The sequence below is a fragment of the Kamptonema formosum PCC 6407 genome, from assembly GCF_000332155.1.
Classification (GTDB): domain Bacteria; phylum Cyanobacteriota; class Cyanobacteriia; order Cyanobacteriales; family Microcoleaceae; genus Kamptonema; species Kamptonema formosum.
The window spans coordinates 577,883-600,844 of the sequence record NZ_KB235898.1 but is presented as its reverse complement, the minus strand read 5'-3'; the positions used below and the strand labels follow the sequence as shown (position 1 = coordinate 600,844).

Sequence of the window (22,962 nt, the reverse complement as noted above, 5' to 3'; positions counted from 1 at the left end):
CTCCTTATTTTAAAACTCTAGTTGCATTGAAAATAGCCGCCAAAGCTACGCCTACATCGGCAAAAACGGCTTCCCACATGGTTGCTACCCCGAAAGTTCCCAAAGCGATAAATATACCTTTGATTAACATAGCAAAAATGATATTTTGCCAGACAATATTGTGGGTTTTTGTGCCCAGATTTTTAGCGACACTCTCGGCTACGGCTTGATTATCTCCTGTTAACATCACGATTTGCTCAACACCTAGTTTCTTTAGGTTAAAAATAGCTTGTGCTGCATCTTCCTTAATCTCGTCTCCAATCAAAATATACCCAGCGTAGCGATTTTCTACTGCTAAATGAACGACTGTTCCTTCGAGATTGCAGACATCGTGAGCAATGTTTTCCCGATGCAGCAGACGGTCATTTCCCGCAAGCACAACCTGATTATCTAACTTAGCTCGAATGCCGTGTCCTGCTATTTCTTCGTAATCTTTAACTTCAGAAGCATCTATTTTTTTACCGTAGGCTTCCAGAATAGATTTCGCTATAGGGTGATTAGATTGAAATTCTATTTTTGCGGCTATTGCTATCAATTCTGCTTCAGCAAAACCATTTTTAGGCACAACTTTAGCCACTTTAAAGACCCCTTTTGTCAGAGTTCCTGTTTTGTCAAAAACAACTGTTTTGACTTCAGTGAGAGTATCTAAAAAAGTAGAGCCTTTGACTAAAATACCCTGCTTAGCAGCACCTCCAATTCCCCCAAAATATCCCAGGGAAATGCTAATAACAAGTCCGCAAGGGCAGGAAATAACTAATAAAACAAGAGCGCGGTAAACCCAGAGAAATCGGTCGGTATCAGTTGATCCTGCAATAAATAAAGGAGGAATTAAAGCAACTGCTAATGAGCTAAAAACCACAAACGGCGTGTAGAATTTAGCAAATTTGGTGATGAATTTTTCAGTCTCAGCTTTTTTACTGCTGGCATTTTCTACTAATTCCAAAATCCGGGATATTGAAGACTCGCCAAACAGTTTAGTAACTTTGACGGTGAGAACTCCTGTCTGGTTAATCGTTCCCGCTAAGACTTTTTCTCCAATTCTGACGCTGCGAGGTACTGATTCTCCAGTTATTGCTGATGTATCAATTTGAGAATTTCCCTCTATAATCTCGCCGTCTAAGGGAATCTTTTCTCCTGGCTTAGCAATAATAATATTCCCTACGGCTACTGTTTCTGGTGAAACTTTTTTGACATCGCCATTGTGCTTGAGATTGGCATAGTCGGGTCGAATTTCTAATAGTGCTTTGATGGATTTGCGAGAACGACCAATAGCAAAATCTTGGAATAATTCTCCTACCTTGAAAAACAACATTACTCCAACGGCTTCAGGCAGTTTGTGAATTGCGATTGCGCCCAATGTTGCTACAGTCATTAAAAAGTTTTCATCAAATAATCTGCCTCGAAGTATATTACGTCCGGCGCTATTCAATACATTCCAGCCACTTAAAAGATAGGCTGGGATAAAAACTAGATATTCGCCAATACTGTAGGGCGTATTGTGTAATTTTTCCTCAAAAATCAAACCGATGATAAACAAAATAACCACCAACCCAACAGGTATCAACTCTTGATTGAGGTTGAAATCTCCACCGCCATGAGTGTGGTCGTGGTCGTGGTCGTGATTATGGTTATGATTATGATTCTCATGACTGCGTTCTTGGTGGTCGTCACTCCCACAACAGCCCGAATGACTTAATTTTGGTTTGTTCATTATTTTTCCCAAGTTTAGATAAAAAGCTACTATGAACATATATTCATATTTAGTCTCTTAAAAAGGAACCATAGTAGATTAAAACTTAAAAGTCAAGCTCATGTTCAAAGAAAATTAGTGGTTATAAATCCTGAGCGAGAGCGATAATCATTATTAATTGGTAATTGGTAATTGGTAATTGGTAATTGGTAATTGGTAACAACTAACCGTTAACTGTTAACAGTTAACAGCCGGATAAATTCTAAAGGTAATCCATCGGTATCGGCAATAAAAGCTACTTCATAAACATTCGTGCCAATCATTTGCTGAGTCGGTTCTAAGAGAACTTTTAAAGGCTGGAATTCCTTGGGTTGCGCCTGTGCTGCTGACTCAAAGCGCTCTTGTACCGACTTTAGCCAGCTAGAAAGGTCAGTTGCCGTATCTGTGATATCAAAAGATAGGTGGTAGTAGCCAACGTAATGCTCGTCTCCAAAGGCATCCGGTGCAGGTTTGGGTTCCGGTATTTGGATCAGTTCAATACGCCCATTTAAGCCTTCCATCCAACAAGCAAGCGTGTAACCGGTTGTAAAGCGTTCGCAGACGGTAAATCCCAGTTGTTCGTAGAAAGCGATCGCGCAATGAATATTAGCAGTACGAATCGAGGCGTGGTGCATTCGATTTTAAATTTTAGATTTTAGATACAGAGCTAAGTAGAAAGCCGAAGGAAGAAGGAAGAATGCTTATACAGCGCTTTTCTAATCTTATTCAAACAACCGAAAATAAGGATATCTAATCGGTACTCCTGGCTCTTTTTCCAAGTCAAAATTAATTACTTCCCAGCAAGGTTCCTCTAAGGGGTCAGGGCTAAAATCGACAGGCAAACCGTAAAGTCTCGGCCGAGGGGATTCTGGTTGTCCCCGCCAAGGAGTGGTACGCTCCAGATAAGAGCTAATTAAGTCACGATAGCGTTGGGCGATGATGACGCGAGTTGCCCGATAACCTTGAGTATAGAGGCGATCGAGAGCTTCGTGAATTTCAAAGCGAATCCCGTCAGGATGTGTGTGCTGCCGATACCAATCATTTTCCCACTGCCGCCAGTGACGACCTGACTGGAGATGGACTAGCTCACCCGTTTTCGGGTCTGCCTCAAATGCGCCGTGACGGGGACACAAATAAGTGTCCGTTAGCGTTAGCGCCGGAATTGTCTGGCGACAGTGAGGACACTGAATTTCCGGGCCAAACATCGGGTATTGCAAGGCAGGATTGATCATGGAGTGCGTCCCAGCATATTTTCTGCAATAGTGCTAATTGCTTTTATTATTATACCTGATAGCCAAACGTCGGCTATTGCAATATCTATCAATCTGCTTCGTCTGGTGAGGTTGTTTCTGTGTTTGCGACCACTGCTGGTTTAACAGCAAAATCTATGAGCCATTTAAGCTTAGACTTGTCACCCTGTATATATGCAGAAATGGCTTGTGCTATATCAGCTACCCTTGCAAGGGGAACAACATAATCAAATACTTTCGCCATAACTTTCAATGTCTCAGATGTCCAAGGCCCATCTATTACTAAGACCGCCAGCATCTCCTTATGTTTTCCCTTCCAGTTTATGGCTGAAAACATTTTGTCTTTTGCATAAAGTGATGCGTGCCTTGGAGAAGACTTTCTGACTTCTATAAAAGCTTTGGGATATTTATCATCAGGAATAACAAAGTCGGCCCGAATATTATAAAGGACTCCTTCAATATGGCTGTACTCAGATTCACGCTTATAGGAGAGTTTGGCATCATCAAGAGCACTTGCGACAACGCTTTCTAGCAAAATTCTACCAACCAAGTCACGTACAATCCCCTCCAAAGTTGGCTCAATACTCTGTATAAGCTCTGAACAGTTCACAGGCTGTAATGAAACTTGTTGATTCAAAATATCAGCTAACTTTTGAGAAGCTTTTTCGGAAATTGCATTATCTGAAACACTACCAATTCGTTTTTTTAATGCCGACTTACTGGAAATTTTTGCTAGGCGTTGGAGAAGAGGGAGCATATAAGGCGAAGCTTTAATATAGCTGGCTTCAAATACCGTAAATCCCTGTGTTTCCTGCTCCAGTTCACTCAGCAAATCTCTAACTCTTTCCCTCATTTGCTCGTATACGCCCTTTGTAAGAGCAGCTTCCACATCGAAGGGAATAGCTAGAACTCTTTGCCACTCTTGAACAACTTGTTCGACCGTGGCAGAAGCAGCATCAAGTGAACTATTTATTCCTGTAAGAACAATAATTTTTTGCTCTAAGCTCTGAACGTGCTCTGGTTTAATATTTGCTAAGGCGTGGCTCTGACGGCTAAGTTCTATATAGACTCGAACATAATGTTCCATAGCCTCTTTCGCAAGACCATAGAGAGTATCTGTTTTGAGCTTCTGTTCCACCGATTCCTCATCTGTTGACTCTTCCAGTTCTAAATCTAAATTTTCTTGCATGATATAACTTCCTAGTAGGCTTGTTTGCTCTCTGTCAGTACGTACAGCGTGAATATGGAACTCTCCAAGAGAAGTTTTTGCTCCATCTCTCTTTTTAAGTATCCAGCGTTCTCCTCTTGTTCTCAGATTTTCAATTCCTACGATCTGAAATCCATTCTCTTGCATAAGCTCTGCCAGCAGTTTTTCTGTTTGGATATGAACTCCATAAAGAGCGGCATCTGCGACAACCAAGTGAAAAGAACTTCCTATTTTTAGCACTCGCCTTATTTCTCGGAAAACCGACTGTATTTGAGCAAAGTATGGGTAAACAAGCAAATCATAATCTTTTTTCCCAGGTCGGACACGCTTTTGTTGATTAAGTTCGCTAACAACTGGTTGGAGGTAAGCTAAAAAAGTTGGAGATAGACTTTCAACAAACTTGTTTTGGTTGCGTTTTAAATCAGTAGGTACAGTTGTAGTATTGACAATAAATTTACGCCTAACTTTCTCTGTTATTTCCCGCCATGAGCTTGCATAACGCCAAAAATAAAGTTCCATTCGAGTCATTTCAGCAAAATCAAAATTATTCAAATAAGGTGGAGATGTAATGCACAATGAACAACTTTCTTTATCGACTGGAAGCATATATTCTGAAGTCATTAAATGTAAAGAAGATTTCGATAAATAGCGATCTCCAATAATAGCGACATCCCCTCTAATTTCAGCGCAAATTTTTGTAATACTTTCGTTATAACAAACCGATTTTTTTCGCGTAGTAGGAGCTTTGTAAATACCATCAGTCTGAGAGCCAGATGCCAACTCTAAAACGCGAGATAAAACAAGGCGATAAATATGGCGTTCTGTAATATTTACTTCATTTTCAAGAAGCAAGGCTGATGCTAAAAATCTAAGCTCTTTTTCTGGTACAAGTTTGTTTAAAAAAGCTAAAGCATCTTTTGACCAAATTTCTGTTAGTTCACCAAAATAAGGTCTGACTGATTGACATATACTCTCAATGTTATTTATTTGCTGTTCCCCTTTTGGCGGGAAAAGTTTTGCAAGAGAAATATCATAGAAAAATGGATGAACTTCAAAACCTATAGATTGGATTCCTTCCCGATTTGCTTGTACTAAAGTAGTTGAAAGCCCAGCAAAAGGATCGATAATTATTTCATTGCTTTTTAAGTTGGCTTCTTGAATACAATTGCTTACAAATTCTGGAGAAAAACCCGCTATGAAGTTGAACCATCTATGGATGGGGTGCCGATTAGCCGTTAGATTGGTAGAAAGCTTTTCTTTAGATATTACTTCTAAGGGAAGACCAAGATGTTTCATAGATTCAATTGATTCTTTTTTCTTTGTTGTGCTAATGTCGATCGCTATGACTAATCTTAACCAGCCACTCCCAATCCTAACATCCTATTGGCCCGTCCCCGATCTCTCCCTAGCAGCTTTTATCGCTCCCAATGCTGCGATCGTTGGCTTGGTAGAAGTCGCAGCGGGGGCTAGTATTTGGTACGGAGCCGTTGTCAGAGGAGATGTGGAGCGGATTGCGATCGGAGCTTGTACTAATATTCAAGACGGAGCAATTTTGCACGGCGATCCAGGTAAGCCCACTATCTTAGAAGATTTTGTAACAGTGGGACACCGAGCTGTAATTCACTCAGCTTATATTGAGCGGGGAAGTCTGATTGGGATCGGTGCAGTCGTACTCGATGGCGTGAGGGTGGGGGCCGGTAGTATCGTCGGTGCGGGCTCAGTTGTAACTAAAGACGTGCCGCCTTTGTCCTTAGTTGTGGGAGTGCCGGCCAAACTACGGCGAGATGTCTCTGAGGCAGAAGCCGCTGAATTGATCGAACACGCCAAACGCTACGAGCAGTTAGCTTTGGTTCACTCTGGTAGAGGAACTAATTTGGGATTTGCCAAAGCCGATTAATCCCTAAGCGAATCCCCAGTAATCTAAGTGCGCGATGCCTTCGGCGCGGCGTTCCGCCATCGCAACCTTGGCCGATCGGAGAGGCAACGAACTCATAATTCGTCTGAGCTGGGTTCAACTCCCAGAGGTTGCATAATAAATATGGGGCGAATCCGAGCATGACGGGCGCTGGCTAGAGGCGTGAGGGCGGTGCGATCGCGGAGCGAGAGTATGGTGCAAGAAAAACAGGTAAAATAGGTCAAAAGCCTTGCATCACCCTCCCTCACCATGTACAGAAAAGCTGAGTCTGTTCCCAGGGAACCCTTCGACTTTGAACACCCCTTTGAAGGAAGGTTGTCAAAAGAGGCGTTGGTGAATTGGGGTATGATGATTTGAGAGTGCGATCGCCAAAAAATAACACTTCACAACACTGGGAGATTGTTAATAAATGGAAATGCCATTTTTATGTGACAGATGGATGGAAAGTTTACCCTAATTTTATTCCCGATGGAGATCAGATTATTAGCAAAACATATATGATAAGAGTTGAGGGTGAAAATACAAAATTAAGGCATTATTTGGCTCGCCTAAAACGAAAAAGTCTTTGTTATTCTAAATCTGAACAAATGCTAAGATATTCAATTCAGTTACTAATTCACTATCTAAAATTTGCAGATGTTCCAGTTCCGTATCAAAATCAAAGAAATCATTTTCGCTTGTCTGCGATCGCACAATAAGTTTATCATACCTTGATTCAGCAACGCCTATTCAACAACTGCCGCTATCGGATTGTGGGGAGAATAATCTAAAAATTCCCAGTGAAGTAACTGGGGTAAGTCAGTTTCTAACCACTGGTCAATTGTGAAATCCCAATATCTATGAGTCCCACCAGTTGAGTCGGTAGACTCATCCAGATCCCACTGAATTGTAGTTTTACCTGTCAGTTGCAACGTGCGACTGCGATCGAAGTCTAGAAAAACTAACCCAGCTAGAGGATTAATAACCAGGTTTCCCAGGGTATTAAACATACTGTTTCCAGCGTAATCGGGAATGCGAAGCGATCGCGCATTTAGAATCTGGACAAAGCCGGGATTTCCCCCGCGATGAGAGGCATCAACCCCACGAGTTGGGTGGGCGCTGGCAACAAATAGAGTATCGGCCGATCCAATCCAACGCTGCTGTTCAGGTGTTAGGGATTGTCCAAATTGTGCCTCAGAACCTTGTTTTGCAGCCGTTAAATCGAAATTCGGAACAAGCTGCCGTCGCTGAATGTACTTGGGGCAGTTGGGATAGGATTCTACAACATTTAAACGTAAGCGATCGCTTGCTTGTTGAGCGATCGCGCCATTAATCCGCCACCGACGGCGACTGGCAAGTTCGATCGCCAGCATTCCGATCTGATTTTCAGCCTGGATGTTTGCCCAGAAAGGATCGTGAGGATTAATCATAGCTTGGGTTAAGTCAAATGCGATCGCCTGCGGATCGACAGGTTTAACAAAACCAGGCAACCCAAACAACACCGATGCCCAAACTTTCTGCGCTGCATCCACACTGCCCAGAACAATCATGCGTTGCTGTTCGATGAATTTGATTGCATTTTGGACAATTGTATCCCCAATGATTTGCCCATTTTGTTGGGCTGCTATCTCTTCGCCAACCCGTTGCTGTGCGTGCAGTTCGCCTTCGTGGAAAGGGCTTTCAAGTCGCATAGATATACCCTCCAAATCTTGTTAAAACACAGAAATAATAAAATGATTTCTAGACACTAATTTGAATCAAAAACTAACCATAAAAATCCTCATCTAATATCTGCTCAACAGAAAATGGACAAACATTAGGATATTCACTTACATCAGGAATCCGCACCCCTAAAGCCGCAAATTTACCTTCCTTAATTGCTAACTTATAAGCTTGAGGATAAGCTTTATCAATCGCTTCCACAAGAAAACCTTTTAAAGAAGGTGTATCTTCTAAACTGCTCAAAACTCGTTGGCGATGTTCAATAATAGAATTATACCAACTCATTTTCATAGTATCGGGAGCATCAAATTGTACCTTCACCTTCAGCAAATGAGCCAACAAAATCATTAAATTACTTTTGAGTGCATTCTGCTCCGATTTACCCAAGCCATTCAATTCCTCAATCAAATGTTCAATATCGAGAGATTCAAATTGACGATTTTTGAGATGCTGAATCGTGGCATCAATCCAGATTTGAAAATCTTTTTCATAGAGAGGTTCAAGCATTACCATTAATCACATAATAATCGATAACTATATAATAACCTACACAACTCATTAGCATCGTCAAGCGCCCGATTGACCTGAGCAACCAAACCAGTTAAGTTAAATGGGCATCGCGAATCCGCTGCCTTACCTGAACCATCACCCCATTTACCAAGTTTTTTACCCAAAACTTATAGGTTCCGACCAAAGAAAAGCAGTGTTTTACCCCGATTGAGGGTTTAAACGAAGTATTTTGGTAAAAAACCAGGTTTCCGGGAAAATTCTTCCTTCCTGTAGTCAAGCATCGGTGAAACAACAGATTTTCTCGATCCCTGTCGGTAAATCCTGTTTTCTCTATATATATAGTGCCATAATAAATAAAGAGCGTTTAATCAATTCTCCAGTCAAAATTTCTTAACCTGTTGGTTAAATTAGATATAGCAACCGCCAAGGTGGTTAGGACATACTGGTTTTCACCAAACCCGCTTATCCTATTCCCTTCTTCCCCTAGCCCCTAGCCCCTAGCCCCTAGCCCCTAGCTATACATTTTGTTGCGAAAGTGGATTTTTTCAACTAAACGATCTAATTTGAAATTAAACAGCCCCTTAAAAACCATTAAATTCAAAGGATTTAAAATGCAGACAAAACAAGCAATTCGTTGTCCTAACTGCGGCAGTTCCGCTGCCGAACGCCACTATCATTCTACCAGCCACCTAATAGAGACTAAATGCCCTAGCTGCGACTATTTAATGATTACTTGTTCTCGCACTGGTAAAGTTGTGGAAGCCTACGCTCCCGGTCTTTATTCACGTCACTAATTTTATAGATTGTAGGGTGGGTACTGCTTAAAGAGAATTAATGCTAACAATCCTGCCCCCCTCTCCTTGTCGGAGAGAGGGGTTGGTGGAGATGTTAAACAATTTTTTGGGTAGAATTAAACAGTCTTGGTTCCAGGAAGGAGTTGCTGGTTAAGTCTTAAAATTTTAGAATGGAGAATTAAACAGCCCACTCTACCCACCATAATCTTAAACTCGCGATGCCCGTAACTGACCGCAGGCTGCATCTGCATCTAATCCGCGAGAATAGCGCACGCTAACTGCAATATGCCGCGCCTTTAAAGCCTCAACAAAAACCTTAATTCGATACTGACTTGGACGCTCGTAATCAGCTTCTGCAATCGGATTGTAAGGAATCAAATTAACATGACATTGAAAACCGCGCAAATTATCAGCTAATTCCGCAGCGTGTTCTGGCAGGTCATTCACGCCTGCTAACAGGATATATTCAACGCTCAATCTTCGGCCGGTAATCTTCACATATTCGCGGCATTCTTCCATCAATTCATCAAACCGATAATTCCGAGCGCTCGGTATTAGTTTTTCCCGCAACTTTTGATTAGAACCGTGAAGACTGACAGCGAGAGTAACTTGTAAGTGATGTTCGGCTAATAAACGGATGCGATCGCGGATTCCCACCGTCGAAATTGTAATATTTCGCTGTCCAATTCCCACATCTTCATTCAGGCACTTAACAGCCGCCACCACATTTTCCAAATTCAGTAGCGGTTCCCCCATACCCATGAATACAATATGGCTGACGCGCCGCTTAAAATCTTCTTGAACCGTTAACACCTGATCGACAATTTCATGCTTAGCTAAATGGCGCTGAAAACCACCCTTACCAGTAGCACAAAAATCGCAGGCCATCGGACAGCCAACCTGTGAAGAAACGCAAACAGTCAGACGCTTTTCTGTCGGAATACCCACAGCTTCCACAATTTGACCATCGGCTAACTTTAAAAGATATTTTACAGTTTGATCTGGAGCAACTGAGCGATGGTGAATTATTGAGCGACCGATCGGCACATTTGCCAGACTTTCGCGCCACTGTTTCGAGAAGACGGAGATTTCCGAAAGCGATCGCACGCCTTTCTCATAAATCCACTGATGTAACTGCTTAGCGCGGTAAGCAGGTTGTCCCTGCTCCTGCACCCATGCTGTTAACTCCGCAAGATTTGCGCCTAAAAGGGGCGCGGAAGAAGAGACATGGGGCGTTGGGGATTCGACAACGGGCATAGGACGGAGAAAAACTAAAAACGAACTACTACTAACTTAACTCGCTTTCACAGGACTTACGCACCCAACCACAGAAACCGGGTTTTTTGACGAAAATACTTCGCCCAGACCCACAGATGCTCTCAAAAACCGATTTCTGCGACTTCCTGCGTAAGTCCTATTTCAGTTACGCTGTTTGTTTTACGCGATCGCCCTTACACATCTAATTAACTATCAAAACTTCAGCGATTCCCACTCTTCATTTTTGGGCATTACTCGTCCCCGTGTCATCAACCACTATCCTAAAGTTCATCCGCCATCAACTAAAAATCAAGACTTACCCACGTCCAGGTCAGAAACCGGGTTTCTTTGTAGATATCTAGTTGAAAATCAGGTATTTTTCTAAGAAACCCGGTTTCTTTGTGTATTCTTTGTAGATATCTAGTTAAAAATCAGGTATTTTTCTAAGAAACCCGGTTACTTTGTCTAAGTTCTAGAAATTTGAGCGAATATTGCACTCATGTCACCGCCACAACATAAAATCAAATCTGTAGTTTCGTACAGGGTGCGCGGATCTTACAGTTTTCAACCACTATCGATTAAATTTTCATGTTGCTAAACCATCCAGCCCTACCCTTAGCCTTTCAATTTAGCTCTCCAGGCCCCATAATCTTCAGCCTGGGGCCCCTATCGATCCGATGGTACGGTCTTTTAATTGCCTCAGCAGTTTTAATTGGCGTTAACCTTTCCCAATATCTGGCCGAACGCCGCCGCATCAACCCCGAAACCATTGGCGACCTCGCGATCTGGCTAGTTGTGGGAGCGATTCCCTGTGCTAGACTCTACTACGTCCTATTTGAGTGGCAACAATACAGTCAAAATCCAGGCGATATCATTGCAATTTGGAAAGGTGGAATTGCCATCCACGGAGCTATTTTAGGCGGACTAATAGCAACTTTAATATTTTCCAAACTTCAGCAAATTTCTTTCTGGCAATTAGCAGATTTGATGGCTCCTTCTGTAATTTTAGGCCAAGCAATCGGGCGCTGGGGAAACTTCTTCAACTCCGAAGCTTTTGGAGGCCCTACAGATTTGCCCTGGAAATTGTATATACCCCCCGAACACCGCTATGGACTGCCTCAAGAATACAGACAGTTTGAGTATTTTCACCCTACTTTTCTCTACGAGTCTTTATGGAATTTAACAGTATTCGGGTTATTACTAACATTATTTTTTCAGGATTTACAGGGAAAACGCCGCCTGAAAACAGGCACGTTATTTCTAGTTTATATAGCAACCTACAGCACTGGCCGCATCTGGATTGAAGGCTTACGAACTGATAGTTTGATGTTGGGTTCGTTGCGAATTGCTCAAGTAGTAAGCTTGACAGGTATTTTTGTAGGATTGATGGGGCTAGTTTGGCTTTACTTTTTCGATCGCCCTTTGCCAGATGTTGTCTCAGTAAACCAACAGACAACCAATATTAACCGATCGCGGGATGATGCTGATACCAATAATTAAAAAAACCCTAGAGATTGGTCTCTAGGGTTCAAACCAGGGTGCATCTACCAATATTGTTTTCTGAATAAGATGCGGTTAACCCGGATCAATTACCAAAATTAGCAGAATTTTTTTGAATGAACGCGATCGATCCTACTGAGTCTCTAACACCTAGAGTTTATATAGTTGGGGCTGGCCCCGGCGACCCGGATTTATTGACAGTTAAGGCTCAAAAGTTACTGGCTAAGGCTGATGTAATTGTATTTGCCGATTCCCTGGTACCTAAGCAAATTCTACAGGGTGTCCGCCCTGATGCTGAGATTATCCAAACTGCGAATAAGACACTGGAAGAGATTTTAGCGATCGTGGTGGAACGAGTGCGATCGCAACTTTCAGTCGTCCGCCTTCACTCCGGCGATCCCAGCCTCTACAGCGCCATCCACGAGCAAATGCAAGCTTTAGCTGAAGCTGACATCCCTTTTGAGGTCATACCGGGAATTAGTGCTTTTCAGGCAGCAGCCGCTAAACTCAAAGTTGAGCTGACAATACCCGGAGAAGTACAAACTATTATTCTTACCCGGATCGGCGGCCGCACAGAAGTCCCCGAACGCGAAGAATTAGCCAGTTTAGCCGCACATCAAGCCAGTTTGTGTTTATATTTGAGTGCCCGCCACGTAGAAGAGGCTCAAGCTAAGTTAGCCAAACATTACCCCAGCGATACACCTGTAGCAATTTGTTACCGTTTAGGTTGGTCAGATGAAAAAATTTTGCTAGTTTCTCTTGACAAAATGGCAGTTAGTACCCGCGATCATAAATTAATTAGAACCACGATGTATGTAATCAGTCCAGCCTTGGGAGCAGTAGGAGGGCGATCGCGCCTTTACCATCCCGAACACACTCATCTATTCCGTCAAAAATGAGAAATTGCTAATGGCTAATTGCTAATGGCTAATGGCTAATAGCTAATGAACAACAAAGGGTTATGAGTTTTTTGAGTTAAAGATTTCATTTCACAACCCCTAAGTACCAAATCAGCAATTAGCCATTACCAATCACCAATTACCAATTACCAACCAACAACTAACAACTAACAACTAACAACAATGAGAGAATTAACCCGCAGAAAATTCATTACAATCAGCACATTAGCTGCTGGATTTGCATTAGCAGCTCACCCCATTTCTGCCACAGTTATTACCACAGATGCCACTGGTTTAATAGCAGGAGAAGTAAAAATTCCTGTTGAAGATGGTTCAATTCCAGCATATCGAGCAATGCCTGCAACGGGCAGCAATTTTCCAGTAGTATTAGTAGTGCAAGAAATCTTCGGCGTTCACGCTCATATTCAGGATATTTGCCGCCGCTTTGCCAAATTGGGTTATTTAGCGATCGCACCTGAAATGTTCGCCCGTCAAGGCGATGTTTCTAACATGACTGACATTCCAGAAATTATCAGCAAAGTTGTCTCCAAAGTTCCAGATACTCAAGTCATGTCGGATTTAGATGCAACCGTAGCTTGGGCAGAAAAATCATCAAAAGGCGACATTAACAAACTAGGAATAACAGGATTTTGTTGGGGTGGCCGCATCGTTTGGCTATACTCAGCTTACAACCCCAAAGTCAAAGCTGGTGTAGCTTGGTACGGACGTTTAATATCTCAACCAACTCCTTTAACTCCTAAACATCCGATTGATATTGCAGCCACTTTAAAAGTACCTATTTTAGGACTTTACGGTGGTAAAGATGATAATATTCCCAATGATACAGTTGAGAAAATGCGTGAGGTTCTCAAAACTGGAAGTAGCGGTTCGGAAATAGTGCTTTATCCAGATACTCCACATGGCTTTAATGCCGATTATCGCCCGACTTATCGCCAAAAAGAAGCTCAGGACGCATGGAAGCGGTTACAAGCTTGGTTTAAGCAGCATGGAGTTGCTTAAATAACGGTGATAGCGATCGCTTTTTTGTACAAAAAAGAGCGATCGCCTTTCATTTGACTGAGTTTTAAAAGGAAAATTAATAGTATATAATCAAACTACTAGCCCTTGGCGCATTGTTACTGTTTATTTTGATCGCACTCAAGGGAATCAACTATGAAAGTCCATTTTGACGAGAAACTAGATGCTCTCTATTTCCACTTAGATGATTCAAAAATAGTCGAATCAGAAGAAATTCAACCAGGTATTATCTTTGATTTTAATGACCAAAATCAAGTGGTTGGTATTGAAATTATACAAGTTAGAACTCGCATTCCTCATGCTAATTTTAAGAAAATTGAGCTCGAAGTTTCTTGATAATAAAAGAAGCGATCGCCTTTTTCATTACCTCATTTTAGAAGAAGTTGGGGAATTTGCGATCGCATACTCTTTGAGGCCCCAGAAACCGGGTTTTTTACGAAAATACTTCGCTACAGCCGATAGATTCGGTAAAAAACCCGGTTTCTTTGCCACTAACCCAGGGTTAACTTCTGGTTATTACTCACATCTAGGAAATAATTAGACGGTTGCGCCGCCATATCATTAGCAGCTACCCCCTTGACAATTCCTAAATACTCCCCACTTGCCTTAATCTTAATCGCAGTAGCAGACTCAGATGTGCCGTCATTTACCTGAATCTGAATAGATTCAAAACTGAGAGCATTATTCGCCAACCCAACTAATCCAATTTTATCACCATCAGTTAATTGAAAATCAGCAACAAGGTCTACTTCCGCAGGATTAGTAGAAGTATCGCTAGATGAATCCTTTTTCCGAGATTGAAGGACAAAAAGATCGCTACCAGCACCACCGGCTAAACTATCTTGATCGAAGTCACCAACTAACAGATCGTTTCCCTCTTCACCGAAGAGGAGATCCTTACCTTTACCGCCGCGTAAAATATCATCACCGACTCCACCGTAAAGGCTATCATCTTCATTACCACCATTGACAATATCATTGCCAGTGCTACCAAAAAGTTGGTCGTAATCTTTACCTCCCCGCAGAGAATCATCGCCGCTTCCTCCCTCAATTGTGTCATTACCTTTGTTACCATTGATATTGTCATTTAGGTCAGTACCGCGCACGTTATCGCTCCCATTCAAAGCTTGAATAGACTTGTTAGCAGCTTCGGGATAGCTAGCTAGAGCAAGATTATCATCTTTGTCTGATAAGCTAAAAAGTGTCTCACTTTCTAACTGTTTTACCTGAAATTCTGGGATTCCTGATGGATCGGTATTTGGCGGAGTTTGCGAACCTGTAAAAAAGTTGATGCGTACTGTCTCAGTAGATGTAGGAGTTGGTGTTGATACCAAAATTGGAGACGGAGAGGGAGTTGGTGTTGGTGTTGATGTTAATATTGGAGACGGAGTTGGTGTTGATACCGGAGAGGTAGTTGGTGTTGGAGTTGGTGTTAATGTTGATATTGGAGACGGAGTTGGTGTTGATATGGGAGAGGGAGTCGGTGTTGGAGTTGGTGTTGATGTTGATATTGGAGAAGGAGTTGGTGTTGATACCGGAGAGGTAGTTGGTGTTGGAGTTGGTGTTAATGTTGATACTGGAGACGGAGTTGGTGTTGATATGGGAGAGGGAGTCGGAGTCAGGGTAGTAGCGATCGGATTAACTAAAGCCATTAGTTCAAATATGTCGTACTGCGCGATAAAATCCATCGCGCCAGATCCTGGTTGATTTTTAGATTCATTAGCAAAGAAATTTTCAACCGTTAAATCCCGATCCGCTTCATATTTCCCGTCTTTATTAATGTCTACCACTAAGCTAGTGTTATTCCTCGCCATACCCACCTTGCCAACTGTTAGGCTTGTTTCTAGCTTAATTTCACCTATGAAATTTAGCTCGTCATTACCTCCTCCTTCATCCTGAATTCTTGTACCTCCAGAGGTCAAAGGTAGAGTATAAATATCGTCTCCTAGACCGCCTACGAGTAAGTCTGCTCCGCCGCCACCGTTAATGCGATCGTCACCAGCTAAGCCAGAGAGAGTATCATTGGTACTTTCGCCATTGAGAGTGTCATTGCCACCCGTTCCACTGATATTATTAAAATCTGTATCAGTAGAAAAAAATGCACCAGGGATACTATCGCTACTGCTATCATCCTCCTCCTCATCGCTGGTTTCTTCTTCAAAATCATCTTCTCCGCTTTCGATTTCACTTAATAGTTGATTGAAGATATCTTCCGAGCTAAGAGTATTAGACATAATCTCCTCTTTGCCTGTATTTGCTACAATTACGGATGCCATGCTTTACGTGCCTATGCGTGAAAAAATCAGTCAATTAATTGGGTAAAGTCGCTTGAGGCAACACTTCCCGTACCATAGATACAAGCGAGGTTTGTTTTTTCCGGTTGATTTTTATAGAATTTTTCTGTAAAAATTTTTCACGATACTTAGGACTTAGACCGCATCAACTAAAAAGATAAATTTGCAATAGCTTAGCTAGTAATAACAGAAATATGTGGTTTTTGCGTAAGTGCTGATACTTTTAAACGCTTTGGTAGGAAAAACTCTCAAAACTGCATCTAGCTAATAGGGCAATAGATATCTTGCCAAAATCTATATAATAAGTGGGTAGTAAGGATAGAGATTGGTAAACTAATCTATGTACAACCAATTCAGACAGGTGCGCCCGTGCTAGACGATAAAGCAAAACAGACAATCCTGCGTAAGATTCCTCACGGACTATACATCTGCGGCGTTAAGGACGGCGAGGAAGTGAACGGTTTCACCGCTAGCTGGGTGATGCAATCATCTTTTAAGCCTCCTCTAGTGGTGAACTGCGTTAAGCAAGATTCCAAGTCCCATGCGATGATTAAAGCCAGCGGCGTTTTTGCCTTGAGTTTCCTAGAAGCTGGACAAAAAGAACTCGCCCAGAAATTTTTCAAAGCTCAGCGGCGCGTTGGCGATAAGTTTGAGGATGTAGAATTTTATTTGGGAGAAGAAACAGGCTGTCCGATTATCTCAGATTCTCTAGGCTATATAGAGTGTAAAGTTGTTGGTGCTGTTGAACATGGCGACCACACTGTTTATGTGGGAGAAGTCGTCGCCGCAGGCGTTCATCGTGAGGGCGACCCTCTTTTACTTGAAAGCACTGGCTGGAATTATGGCGGTTAAAACATAACGCCGTCGTATCGGCGGTAAAGGCACCGCTGATACGGTGGAGCTATAAATAGAGTGGGGTAAATCCTATTTAAATTTAAATTGCTAAGTAAATCCATCTTTTTTAGATAACTAAAGCCGTCTTCCTTCTTCCTTCTTCCTTTTACTTCTTCCTTCTCTCCTAGATAACTAAATCCTTCTTCCTTCTTCCTTCTTCCTTTTACTTATTCCTCATGTCTGATAGCGATCGATATGGCAATTATTTCGTCTAAAAAACAGCCTCCCTCTCCAGAGTTACCCGAAGAGTTCACTAAACCTCCCCGCCGCCGCAAAGCTTCTAAAACTGAGCCGGAATCTCTGGTGGAACCGGAAGCCTTTGCTGATGAGGAAAGCACTAACAAGCAGGAAGAGAAAATTCGGCCTCATCGATTGGCTGATTATATTGGTCAAAAAGATTTAAAAGAGTTTTTGGCGATCGCGCTTCAAGCGGCCAAGTCCAGAAATGAACCTCTGGATCACTTATTATTGTACGGCCCGCCGGGATTGGGCAAAACTACGATGTCGCTGATTATTGCTGAGGAAATGGGTGTTAATTGCAAGATTACCACCGCCCCCGCACTGGAAAAACCGCGAGATATTGTAGGATTGCTAGTTAGTCTCAAGGCTGGAGATGTTCTTTTCCTCGATGAAATCCATCGCCTCTCGAAGGTGGCAGAAGAAATCCTTTATCCGGCGATGGAAGACTGCCGTTTAGATATTACCATCGGTCAAGGTAAGACTGCTAAAACGCGCAGCATTCCTCTGAAACCTTTTACTTTGGTGGGGGCGACTACGAAAGTGGGTTCGCTAACTGCGCCGTTGCGCGATCGCTTCGGATTTATCCAAAGATTACGTTTTTATGAAATTGATGAATTAACTTCAATTGTACTTAGAAGTGCTCAAGTTCTAGACACCCCCATCACCACAGAAGGAGCACAGGAAATTGCCCGTAGAGCTCGCGGAACTCCCCGCATTGCCAACCGCTTGCTGAGACGAGTCCGAGATTACAGCGAAGTCAAAAATTTAACACCAATTGATGCCGAAGTTGCCTCAATTTCTCTGGAACTTTTTAATGTCGATCCTTTAGGTTTAGATTGGACGGATCGGCTAATTCTCAGCAGAATGATTGAAAGTTTTAACGGCGGCCCAGTTGGTTTAGAAACTATCGCTGCGGCTACAGGTGAAGACTCCCAAACTATTGAGGAAGTTTGCGAACCTTATTTGATGCAAATTGGATTTATGCAGCGGACAAATCGCGGTAGGATCGCAACGCCTGCTGCTTGGAAACATTTGGGTTATATCGACGCGGAGGAATAGAAATGATACCGCTCTAGCTATCTTATCCCAATTTTGACTGCAACTGCGACAACATCAAACCAAACCGATGATTTTTATCAGTCCAAACTTGCAAAGGTACTAAACATCGGCGCGATAATTCTTCCTGAATTATCTTTAAGTCAAACTTCCGGGAAATTTCGCTTCTGATAGTTTCCTCCGCCTCAAATTCAACTGTCAAATTTAGACCGCGCAATTCGACAGTTTGCGATCGCCTACTCTGCAAGTGCATCTCAATTTGGTGAAATTCTTCATTATAAAAAGCCCAATGCTGAAACTGGGTCAAATCAAAATTGCCTTCAAACAGACGATTGAGATGTTGTAGCATATTCAAGTTAAATGCAGCCGTCACCCCTTGACTATCGTTATATGCTGGCTCTAAAATATCTTTAGATTTGTGAAGGTCAACGCCTAATAAAAAATACTCTCCTAGTCGCATTGCACCGACAATTTGAGAAAAGAAAATATCGCATTCTTCAGGATTGAGATTACCTAGCGTACTGCCTAAAAAACAAATCATTCGAGTTGGTAAAGGTGATGGTGTCAGCTTCGCTAAAGCTAAATCGTAAGTGCTGACAATTCCATGAACCTCAAGGGAGGGATAATCTGTCAACAGTTGATAAGCACTGCTTTCTAAAATAGTTTCACTAATATCAATTGGCAAATAACGTAAAGGATATCCTAATTGGGAATAAGCATCTAGCAAAATCCGGGTTTTAGTGGAACTGCCACTGCCTAATTCTACAATTTCAGCAGGGCCAGTTAAATGTGCGATCTGGCTAGCACATTCTTGCAAAATACTTGTCTCAGTCCTTGTTAAATAATACTCCGGCAAGTCGCAAATTAACTCAAATAGTTTCGAGCCGCGATCGTCGTAAAAATAGCGAGGTGGCAGAGATTTAGGTTGTTGACTCAAACCGTTAATGACATCACTCCCAGTCCTTTCTGAGGGTACAGAGGGAGTAACTAATTGCTCTAAGTATAGCCGTGTTTCCCAACTGTTGGCTAATTTTTCGGTCTCAGAAATTCTTGAATATTTCATAATATCTATTGCCAAAATGCTACTTTTGTGATTTTCAACTGCTGATGAAGACAGATGAACGCAAATAATATTATAAACATCTGCGCTCATCTTTGGAGCTGGGATTAAAACTATTTAGCACAGCGAAAACCTGCTATAATCTGTCGCACTCCGGGATGATACCAGTTGCGAAAACTAGAACGCAAAGCCCAGGGACGAGTTGCCCAACTGCCTCCTTTCAAAACTAGGTGTTCGCCATCAAAATAAGTTTGAGAATATCCCGGATAAGGGTAGCTTTCAAACCCCTCATAAGCATGAAACCAGGAGGATGTCCACTCCCAAACATTACCTAACATATCCCAACAGCCATAAGCACTTTTCCCCTCTGGATATGTATCTACGGGTGTAGTTTTTCCCACAGTATTGTCATGGTTGCACTGATGGGGTTGCGGTTCTTTTTCTCCCCAAGGATAGATGTTTTTAATGTTTGTATGCGAATTCCAACTAGCGGCTTTTTCCCATTCTGCTTCTGTGGGGAGTCGCTTGCCTATAAATTGACAGTAAGCTTCTGCTTCATACCAGCTAACACCGCAAACTGGATGATTATCAAAAGTTGGGTTATTTGACCAATAAAGGGGCTGGTTTACTGGGTTGTTTTGCAGCCATTCCCAGCCAGCTTTTGACCAGTATTGGGGATTTTGATAGCCGCCTACTTCTATAAAATTTCGGTATTGATTGCAGGTGACAGGGTAGGGATCTATGCAGTAGGTTTCTAAGTAATGCAGGTGGCTAGATTGCTCATTATCTAAAGCGTCAATGCCATCATTTCCCATTTCAAATTTTCCCGCCGGAATTTCAATCATGGGCGAATGAGAAGGGGATAAGTTATTGGCGATTGGTAATTTATTAATACCATCTTCTCTTTCGCCTACAGTAGATTTTAACTCATTTAAGTGCAAAAACAAATTTTCTGAATCGGGCAGTTTTATATTACCAGAAAGAGAGTTAGGTAGGGGTGTATTTAATTCATTTGATAACTGCTGTATTGCTTTTTCCTCTCTTTGCATCTGCAAGACAAAAGAAATTGTTTCGCAATGCTGACTTTCATGCTGAATTACAAATTGCCAGAGGCGTTCTTGTTCTTCTATCGGCGCTGTCTTCAAGTAATTTAATACCTGTTTTCTAACAGTATCTAAGTAACAGCATACTTCGGCAAATGTGGGCAAATAAACCCGTTCTTTTTTTGGTAAAATATCAGCAGCAAACATTTGCCGATACTTGGGAAATAAAGGCGAGATCCCTGCACATCGCTGCAATAACCACAATTCTTCGGTGTAGGCAATGTGACCGAGATGCCAGCCGACAGGACTGAATTCTGAATGTGCTTGGCGACAAAAAGTATCCCAATCTATGCCATCAAATAATTGTAAAGTACCGAGGCGACATCGATGCAAAGCGAGTGCGATCGCTTCTCTACGAAATTGTACGGATGTTGATATCAAAGTCTTTTCCTACACTGATAATACTTTGTTCGGGACAAGAATGCCAATTTCCAGCAAATAGAGGTTCAGAAGCAATGATGACAGCTTCCGGGAAAGTTGGATCGTCCCGTAGCCAATACAAGGAGGGAGGCGTATTTCCAAAGGCAAAGCGAGAAGCTACTAGCTGGGAACCATCACTGATGATGACATTAGCTGAAAGTTCTATTCCTTGTTTACTCAAGGGAAATGTGGGGGGATTTGCCATTTCTGCTAGAATAGTTAATGTCTTGTATAAGGCATCTTCTAGGCTTAAACTATTGTTCTCTCTCAATTCGTTAAACAAGGCGAATATATGCTCTGAATCTGTTGTGCCGTCAATAGATTGGTAGACTCGATCGCTTAGGAGATTGCGAATTGGTCTGTAGAGTGTTTGCCGAAAATGTTTAATTGCACCATTATGGACGAATAGGATGCGATCGCGCACAAATGGCTGGCAGTTACTCAAATCTAAAGTTTGACCCGCAGTGGCGCTGCGGACGTAAGCTAGTATGGAGTTTGATTCAACGTAACGACTGAGGCTGGAAATGTTGACTTCATTCCAGATAGGAACTGTACTCTTGTAAGTAAATGGGTCAGTTTCCTGCTGTGGGTGATGCCAACCTACACCAAAACCATCGGCGTTGAGTAAACCTGATGTCATCTCACGGGGTTGATAACTTTGGATAATCAGCGAATGTTCCGGTTTACACAGGATGCGATCGAGTAGAATAGATGGGCCGAGGTAGCCGAGTAAGCGGCACATGAGCAAATTTTAGTTAGGAATCCAAATCACATTTTAAACTATAGCGTTCTTCAATCTTAATGGCTAATGGCTAATGGCTAATGGCTAATGGCTAATGGCTAATGGCTAAATTGCTAATCTCTCCTACTTACCTTCCCCATCCTCCCTATCTCCCCCTCTTCCTCTCTCTTTCCCTAGTCCCTAGCCCCTAGCCCCTAGCCCCTTCTTTTATAATGGCTAATTACTACTTAAGGTTAATACCTAATCAATTAAAGTTGTGATAAAATGGAAGGTTAAAGGATGTCTGAACTCAGACAAAATATAATTACCAGAGATTGGGTAATCATCGCTACTGAAAGGGCAAGAAGACCAGACCAATTTGCCCTACCAATCAAAAACTTAAAACCCTTGTCTCCCCATCAGATTGATTGCCCCTTTTGTGTAGGTAATGAGGAGGATGGGACATTTGAAGCATTCCGCTTGTGCGATCGCAACGGGTGGAAAGTAAGGGCAATTCTCAATAAATTTCCCGCTTTATCGCCCACCCAAGCACGAGTTAGGATATCAGATGGAATTCACCGCACTATGTCGGGAATGGGATATCATGAAGTGATTGTCGAACATCCCCGCCACGACTTAACTACTGCTTTATTAGATGTTGAAGATATAGCTAATATCCTCTTAGTTTACCGCCAGCGATATTCACAAATCAGGCAAGATAGCCGCATTGAGACAATTATTATCTTTAAAAATCACGGCGAAAGTGCAGGCACTTCTCTAGAACATCCCCACTCACAAATAGCCGCTACACCAGTTGTACCTTACCAATTTCGCACTCGCATTGACGAAGCAATTAGATATTTTGACGATACAGGAGAATGTCTATTTTGTCAAACTTTACAAGACGAATTAACCGCAAAAGAAAGAATAATTGTTGAAAGCGAATATTTTGTCGCTTTTATTCCCTACGCCGCACTTTCGCCTTTTCATACTTGGATTTTTCCGCGTCGTCATTCCTCTTCATTTGATGATATTACCGATGAGGAAATTGGCGACCTCGCCTCTACTATGAAAACTATACTTGCTAAGCTTTATCATGGATTAAATAATCCCGACTATAATTATACTATCCGCTCTGTACCAACAGGGGAAATGGGGACAAAATATTTTCATTGGTATATCGCTATTGTTCCCAGAGTTTCCAGGCAAGCGGGGTTTGAGTTAGGCAGCGGAATGTATATCAACACGGCATTACCAGAAGAGAGCGCAAGTTTCTTGCGCTCGGTGGAAATACCTTTTGATTAGGAATTCTGGCGTTTAGATTTCAGCCTTTCA

At 42.2% G+C, this 22,962-nt stretch carries 20 protein-coding genes, 1 tRNA gene and 1 pseudogene; 11 read left to right on the top strand and 11 right to left on the bottom strand.

From position 1 onward, the window contains the following. Positions 1–4: 4 nt before the first annotated feature. The 4 genes from OSCIL6407_RS0102675 to OSCIL6407_RS0102660 all read right to left on the bottom strand — a co-directional run bounded on the left by OSCIL6407_RS0102675 (position 5) and on the right by OSCIL6407_RS0102660 (position 5,521). Entirely contained in the window at positions 5–1,750 is a 1,746-nt protein-coding gene (locus tag OSCIL6407_RS0102675; RefSeq protein ID WP_019486896.1) for a heavy metal translocating P-type ATPase, read from the bottom strand. A gap of 209 nt (positions 1,751–1,959) precedes the next feature. Next, positions 1,960–2,403, bottom strand: a complete 444-nt coding sequence (locus OSCIL6407_RS0102670; RefSeq protein ID WP_007355932.1) for a VOC family protein — start codon at positions 2,401–2,403, stop codon at positions 1,960–1,962. An 87-nt stretch (positions 2,404–2,490) separates the two neighbouring features. Next, entirely contained in the window at positions 2,491–3,000 is a 510-nt protein-coding gene (locus OSCIL6407_RS0102665; protein ID WP_007355933.1) for a TIGR02652 family protein, read from the bottom strand. 88 nt (positions 3,001–3,088) lie between these two features. After that, positions 3,089–5,521, bottom strand: a complete 2,433-nt coding sequence (locus OSCIL6407_RS0102660) for a DNA methyltransferase (RefSeq protein ID WP_007355934.1) — start codon at positions 5,519–5,521, stop codon at positions 3,089–3,091. 46 nt (positions 5,522–5,567) lie between these two features. On the opposite strand from OSCIL6407_RS0102660, the gene OSCIL6407_RS0102655 reads away from it, so the two are divergent. From OSCIL6407_RS0102655 to OSCIL6407_RS32130, 3 genes and pseudogenes are all read left to right on the top strand, one after another. Continuing rightward, complete coding sequence (locus OSCIL6407_RS0102655; RefSeq protein ID WP_007355935.1) at positions 5,568–6,122, top strand: gamma carbonic anhydrase family protein; 555 nt, start codon at positions 5,568–5,570, stop codon at positions 6,120–6,122. 61 nt (positions 6,123–6,183) lie between these two features. After that, positions 6,184–6,255 (top strand) — tRNA-Ile (locus OSCIL6407_RS33860). Positions 6,256–6,532: 277 nt separating this feature from the next. Continuing rightward, a pseudogene (locus OSCIL6407_RS32130) lies at positions 6,533–6,838 on the top strand (IS1 family transposase); the annotation flags it as partial. A gap of 27 nt (positions 6,839–6,865) precedes the next feature. Here the strand turns inward: OSCIL6407_RS32130 and OSCIL6407_RS0102645 are convergent. Further along, positions 6,866–7,810, bottom strand: a complete 945-nt coding sequence (locus OSCIL6407_RS0102645) for a PNPOx family protein (RefSeq protein ID WP_007355476.1) — start codon at positions 7,808–7,810, stop codon at positions 6,866–6,868. Between the two features lie 73 nt (positions 7,811–7,883). Then, positions 7,884–8,354: a DUF29 domain-containing protein gene (locus OSCIL6407_RS0102640; RefSeq protein ID WP_019486894.1), complete on the bottom strand. Its 471-nt coding sequence runs from the start codon at positions 8,352–8,354 to the stop codon at positions 7,884–7,886. 608 nt (positions 8,355–8,962) lie between these two features. Here OSCIL6407_RS0102640 and OSCIL6407_RS32125 point away from each other — a divergent pair. After that, a complete protein-coding gene (locus OSCIL6407_RS32125) occupies positions 8,963–9,145 on the top strand; it encodes a replication restart DNA helicase PriA (protein ID WP_071592442.1) in 183 nt (60 codons plus the stop codon). A gap of 207 nt (positions 9,146–9,352) precedes the next feature. Here the strand turns inward: OSCIL6407_RS32125 and rlmN are convergent, their stop codons facing one another. Further along, positions 9,353–10,402 (bottom strand): 23S rRNA (adenine(2503)-C(2))-methyltransferase RlmN, encoded by a 1,050-nt coding sequence (rlmN, locus tag OSCIL6407_RS0102635; RefSeq protein ID WP_007355472.1) that lies wholly within the window; start codon positions 10,400–10,402, stop codon positions 9,353–9,355. A gap of 588 nt (positions 10,403–10,990) precedes the next feature. On the opposite strand from rlmN, the gene lgt reads away from it, so the two are divergent. The 4 genes from lgt to OSCIL6407_RS0102615 all read left to right on the top strand — a co-directional run bounded on the left by lgt (position 10,991) and on the right by OSCIL6407_RS0102615 (position 14,175). Further along, positions 10,991–11,902 (top strand): prolipoprotein diacylglyceryl transferase, encoded by a 912-nt coding sequence (gene lgt / locus OSCIL6407_RS0102630; protein ID WP_007355470.1) that lies wholly within the window; start codon positions 10,991–10,993, stop codon positions 11,900–11,902. Between the two features lie 116 nt (positions 11,903–12,018). Further along, the gene (gene cobM, locus OSCIL6407_RS0102625) at positions 12,019–12,801 is read left to right on the top strand and encodes a precorrin-4 C(11)-methyltransferase (protein WP_007355469.1); all 783 of its coding nucleotides are present in this window, start codon (positions 12,019–12,021) and stop codon (positions 12,799–12,801) included. A 183-nt stretch (positions 12,802–12,984) separates the two neighbouring features. Continuing rightward, positions 12,985–13,821 (top strand): dienelactone hydrolase family protein, encoded by an 837-nt coding sequence (locus tag OSCIL6407_RS0102620; RefSeq protein WP_007355468.1) that lies wholly within the window; start codon positions 12,985–12,987, stop codon positions 13,819–13,821. A gap of 153 nt (positions 13,822–13,974) precedes the next feature. After that, positions 13,975–14,175 (top strand): DUF2283 domain-containing protein, encoded by a 201-nt coding sequence (locus OSCIL6407_RS0102615; protein ID WP_007355467.1) that lies wholly within the window; start codon positions 13,975–13,977, stop codon positions 14,173–14,175. Between the two features lie 155 nt (positions 14,176–14,330). On the opposite strand, the gene OSCIL6407_RS0102610 is transcribed toward OSCIL6407_RS0102615, so the two are convergent. Beyond that, positions 14,331–16,115, bottom strand: coding sequence for a calcium-binding protein (locus OSCIL6407_RS0102610; RefSeq protein ID WP_007355466.1), 1,785 nt, complete (start codon positions 16,113–16,115; stop codon positions 14,331–14,333). A gap of 387 nt (positions 16,116–16,502) precedes the next feature. Here OSCIL6407_RS0102610 and OSCIL6407_RS0102605 point away from each other — a divergent pair, with 387 nt between their 5' ends. Both OSCIL6407_RS0102605 and ruvB read left to right on the top strand, forming a co-directional pair. Then, positions 16,503–16,985, top strand: a complete 483-nt coding sequence (locus tag OSCIL6407_RS0102605; RefSeq protein ID WP_007355465.1) for a flavin reductase family protein — start codon at positions 16,503–16,505, stop codon at positions 16,983–16,985. A 237-nt stretch (positions 16,986–17,222) separates the two neighbouring features. Next, positions 17,223–18,326, top strand: coding sequence for a Holliday junction branch migration DNA helicase RuvB (ruvB, locus tag OSCIL6407_RS0102600; protein ID WP_007355464.1), 1,104 nt, complete (start codon positions 17,223–17,225; stop codon positions 18,324–18,326). Positions 18,327–18,348: 22 nt separating this feature from the next. On the opposite strand, the gene egtD is transcribed toward ruvB, so the two are convergent. From egtD to egtC, 3 genes are read right to left on the bottom strand one after another with little or no spacing between them, the layout of a single operon-like run. Continuing rightward, entirely contained in the window at positions 18,349–19,476 is a 1,128-nt protein-coding gene (gene egtD / locus OSCIL6407_RS0102595; RefSeq protein WP_007355463.1) for an L-histidine N(alpha)-methyltransferase, read from the bottom strand. 20 nt (positions 19,477–19,496) lie between these two features. Beyond that, positions 19,497–20,867, bottom strand: a complete 1,371-nt coding sequence (locus OSCIL6407_RS0102590) for an SUMF1/EgtB/PvdO family nonheme iron enzyme (RefSeq protein ID WP_007355462.1) — start codon at positions 20,865–20,867, stop codon at positions 19,497–19,499. Then, positions 20,839–21,648 (bottom strand): ergothioneine biosynthesis protein EgtC, encoded by an 810-nt coding sequence (gene egtC, locus OSCIL6407_RS0102585; protein WP_007355461.1) that lies wholly within the window; start codon positions 21,646–21,648, stop codon positions 20,839–20,841. Before egtC ends, OSCIL6407_RS0102590 begins: the two co-directional genes overlap by 29 nt. A 279-nt stretch (positions 21,649–21,927) precedes the next feature. Here egtC and galT point away from each other — a divergent pair, with 279 nt between their 5' ends. Then, a complete protein-coding gene (gene galT, locus OSCIL6407_RS0102580; RefSeq protein WP_007355460.1) occupies positions 21,928–22,932 on the top strand; it encodes a galactose-1-phosphate uridylyltransferase in 1,005 nt (334 codons plus the stop codon). Positions 22,933–22,962 lie beyond the last annotated feature (30 nt).

Coding starts and splice junctions, on each gene's coding strand:
- OSCIL6407_RS0102655 (WP_007355935.1), top strand. CDS start 5,568: ATGACTAATCTTAACCAGCCACTCCCAATCCTAACATCCTATTGGCCC.
- cobM (WP_007355469.1), top strand. CDS start 12,019: ATGAACGCGATCGATCCTACTGAGTCTCTAACACCTAGAGTTTATATA.
- OSCIL6407_RS0102665 (WP_007355933.1), bottom strand. CDS start 3,000: ATGATCAATCCTGCCTTGCAATACCCGATGTTTGGCCCGGAAATTCAG.
- galT (WP_007355460.1), top strand. CDS start 21,928: ATGTCTGAACTCAGACAAAATATAATTACCAGAGATTGGGTAATCATC.
- egtC (WP_007355461.1), bottom strand. CDS start 21,648: ATGTGCCGCTTACTCGGCTACCTCGGCCCATCTATTCTACTCGATCGC.
- rlmN (WP_007355472.1), bottom strand. CDS start 10,402: ATGCCCGTTGTCGAATCCCCAACGCCCCATGTCTCTTCTTCCGCGCCC.
- OSCIL6407_RS0102670 (WP_007355932.1), bottom strand. CDS start 2,403: ATGCACCACGCCTCGATTCGTACTGCTAATATTCATTGCGCGATCGCT.
- OSCIL6407_RS0102610 (WP_007355466.1), bottom strand. CDS start 16,115: ATGGCATCCGTAATTGTAGCAAATACAGGCAAAGAGGAGATTATGTCT.
- OSCIL6407_RS0102640 (WP_019486894.1), bottom strand. CDS start 8,354: ATGGTAATGCTTGAACCTCTCTATGAAAAAGATTTTCAAATCTGGATT.
- OSCIL6407_RS32125 (WP_071592442.1), top strand. CDS start 8,963: ATGCAGACAAAACAAGCAATTCGTTGTCCTAACTGCGGCAGTTCCGCT.
- OSCIL6407_RS0102620 (WP_007355468.1), top strand. CDS start 12,985: ATGAGAGAATTAACCCGCAGAAAATTCATTACAATCAGCACATTAGCT.
- OSCIL6407_RS0102615 (WP_007355467.1), top strand. CDS start 13,975: ATGAAAGTCCATTTTGACGAGAAACTAGATGCTCTCTATTTCCACTTA.
- OSCIL6407_RS0102660 (WP_007355934.1), bottom strand. CDS start 5,521: ATGAAACATCTTGGTCTTCCCTTAGAAGTAATATCTAAAGAAAAGCTT.
- ruvB (WP_007355464.1), top strand. CDS start 17,223: ATGGCAATTATTTCGTCTAAAAAACAGCCTCCCTCTCCAGAGTTACCC.
- OSCIL6407_RS0102645 (WP_007355476.1), bottom strand. CDS start 7,810: ATGCGACTTGAAAGCCCTTTCCACGAAGGCGAACTGCACGCACAGCAA.
- lgt (WP_007355470.1), top strand. CDS start 10,991: ATGTTGCTAAACCATCCAGCCCTACCCTTAGCCTTTCAATTTAGCTCT.
- OSCIL6407_RS0102675 (WP_019486896.1), bottom strand. CDS start 1,750: ATGAACAAACCAAAATTAAGTCATTCGGGCTGTTGTGGGAGTGACGAC.
- egtD (WP_007355463.1), bottom strand. CDS start 19,476: ATGAGCGCAGATGTTTATAATATTATTTGCGTTCATCTGTCTTCATCA.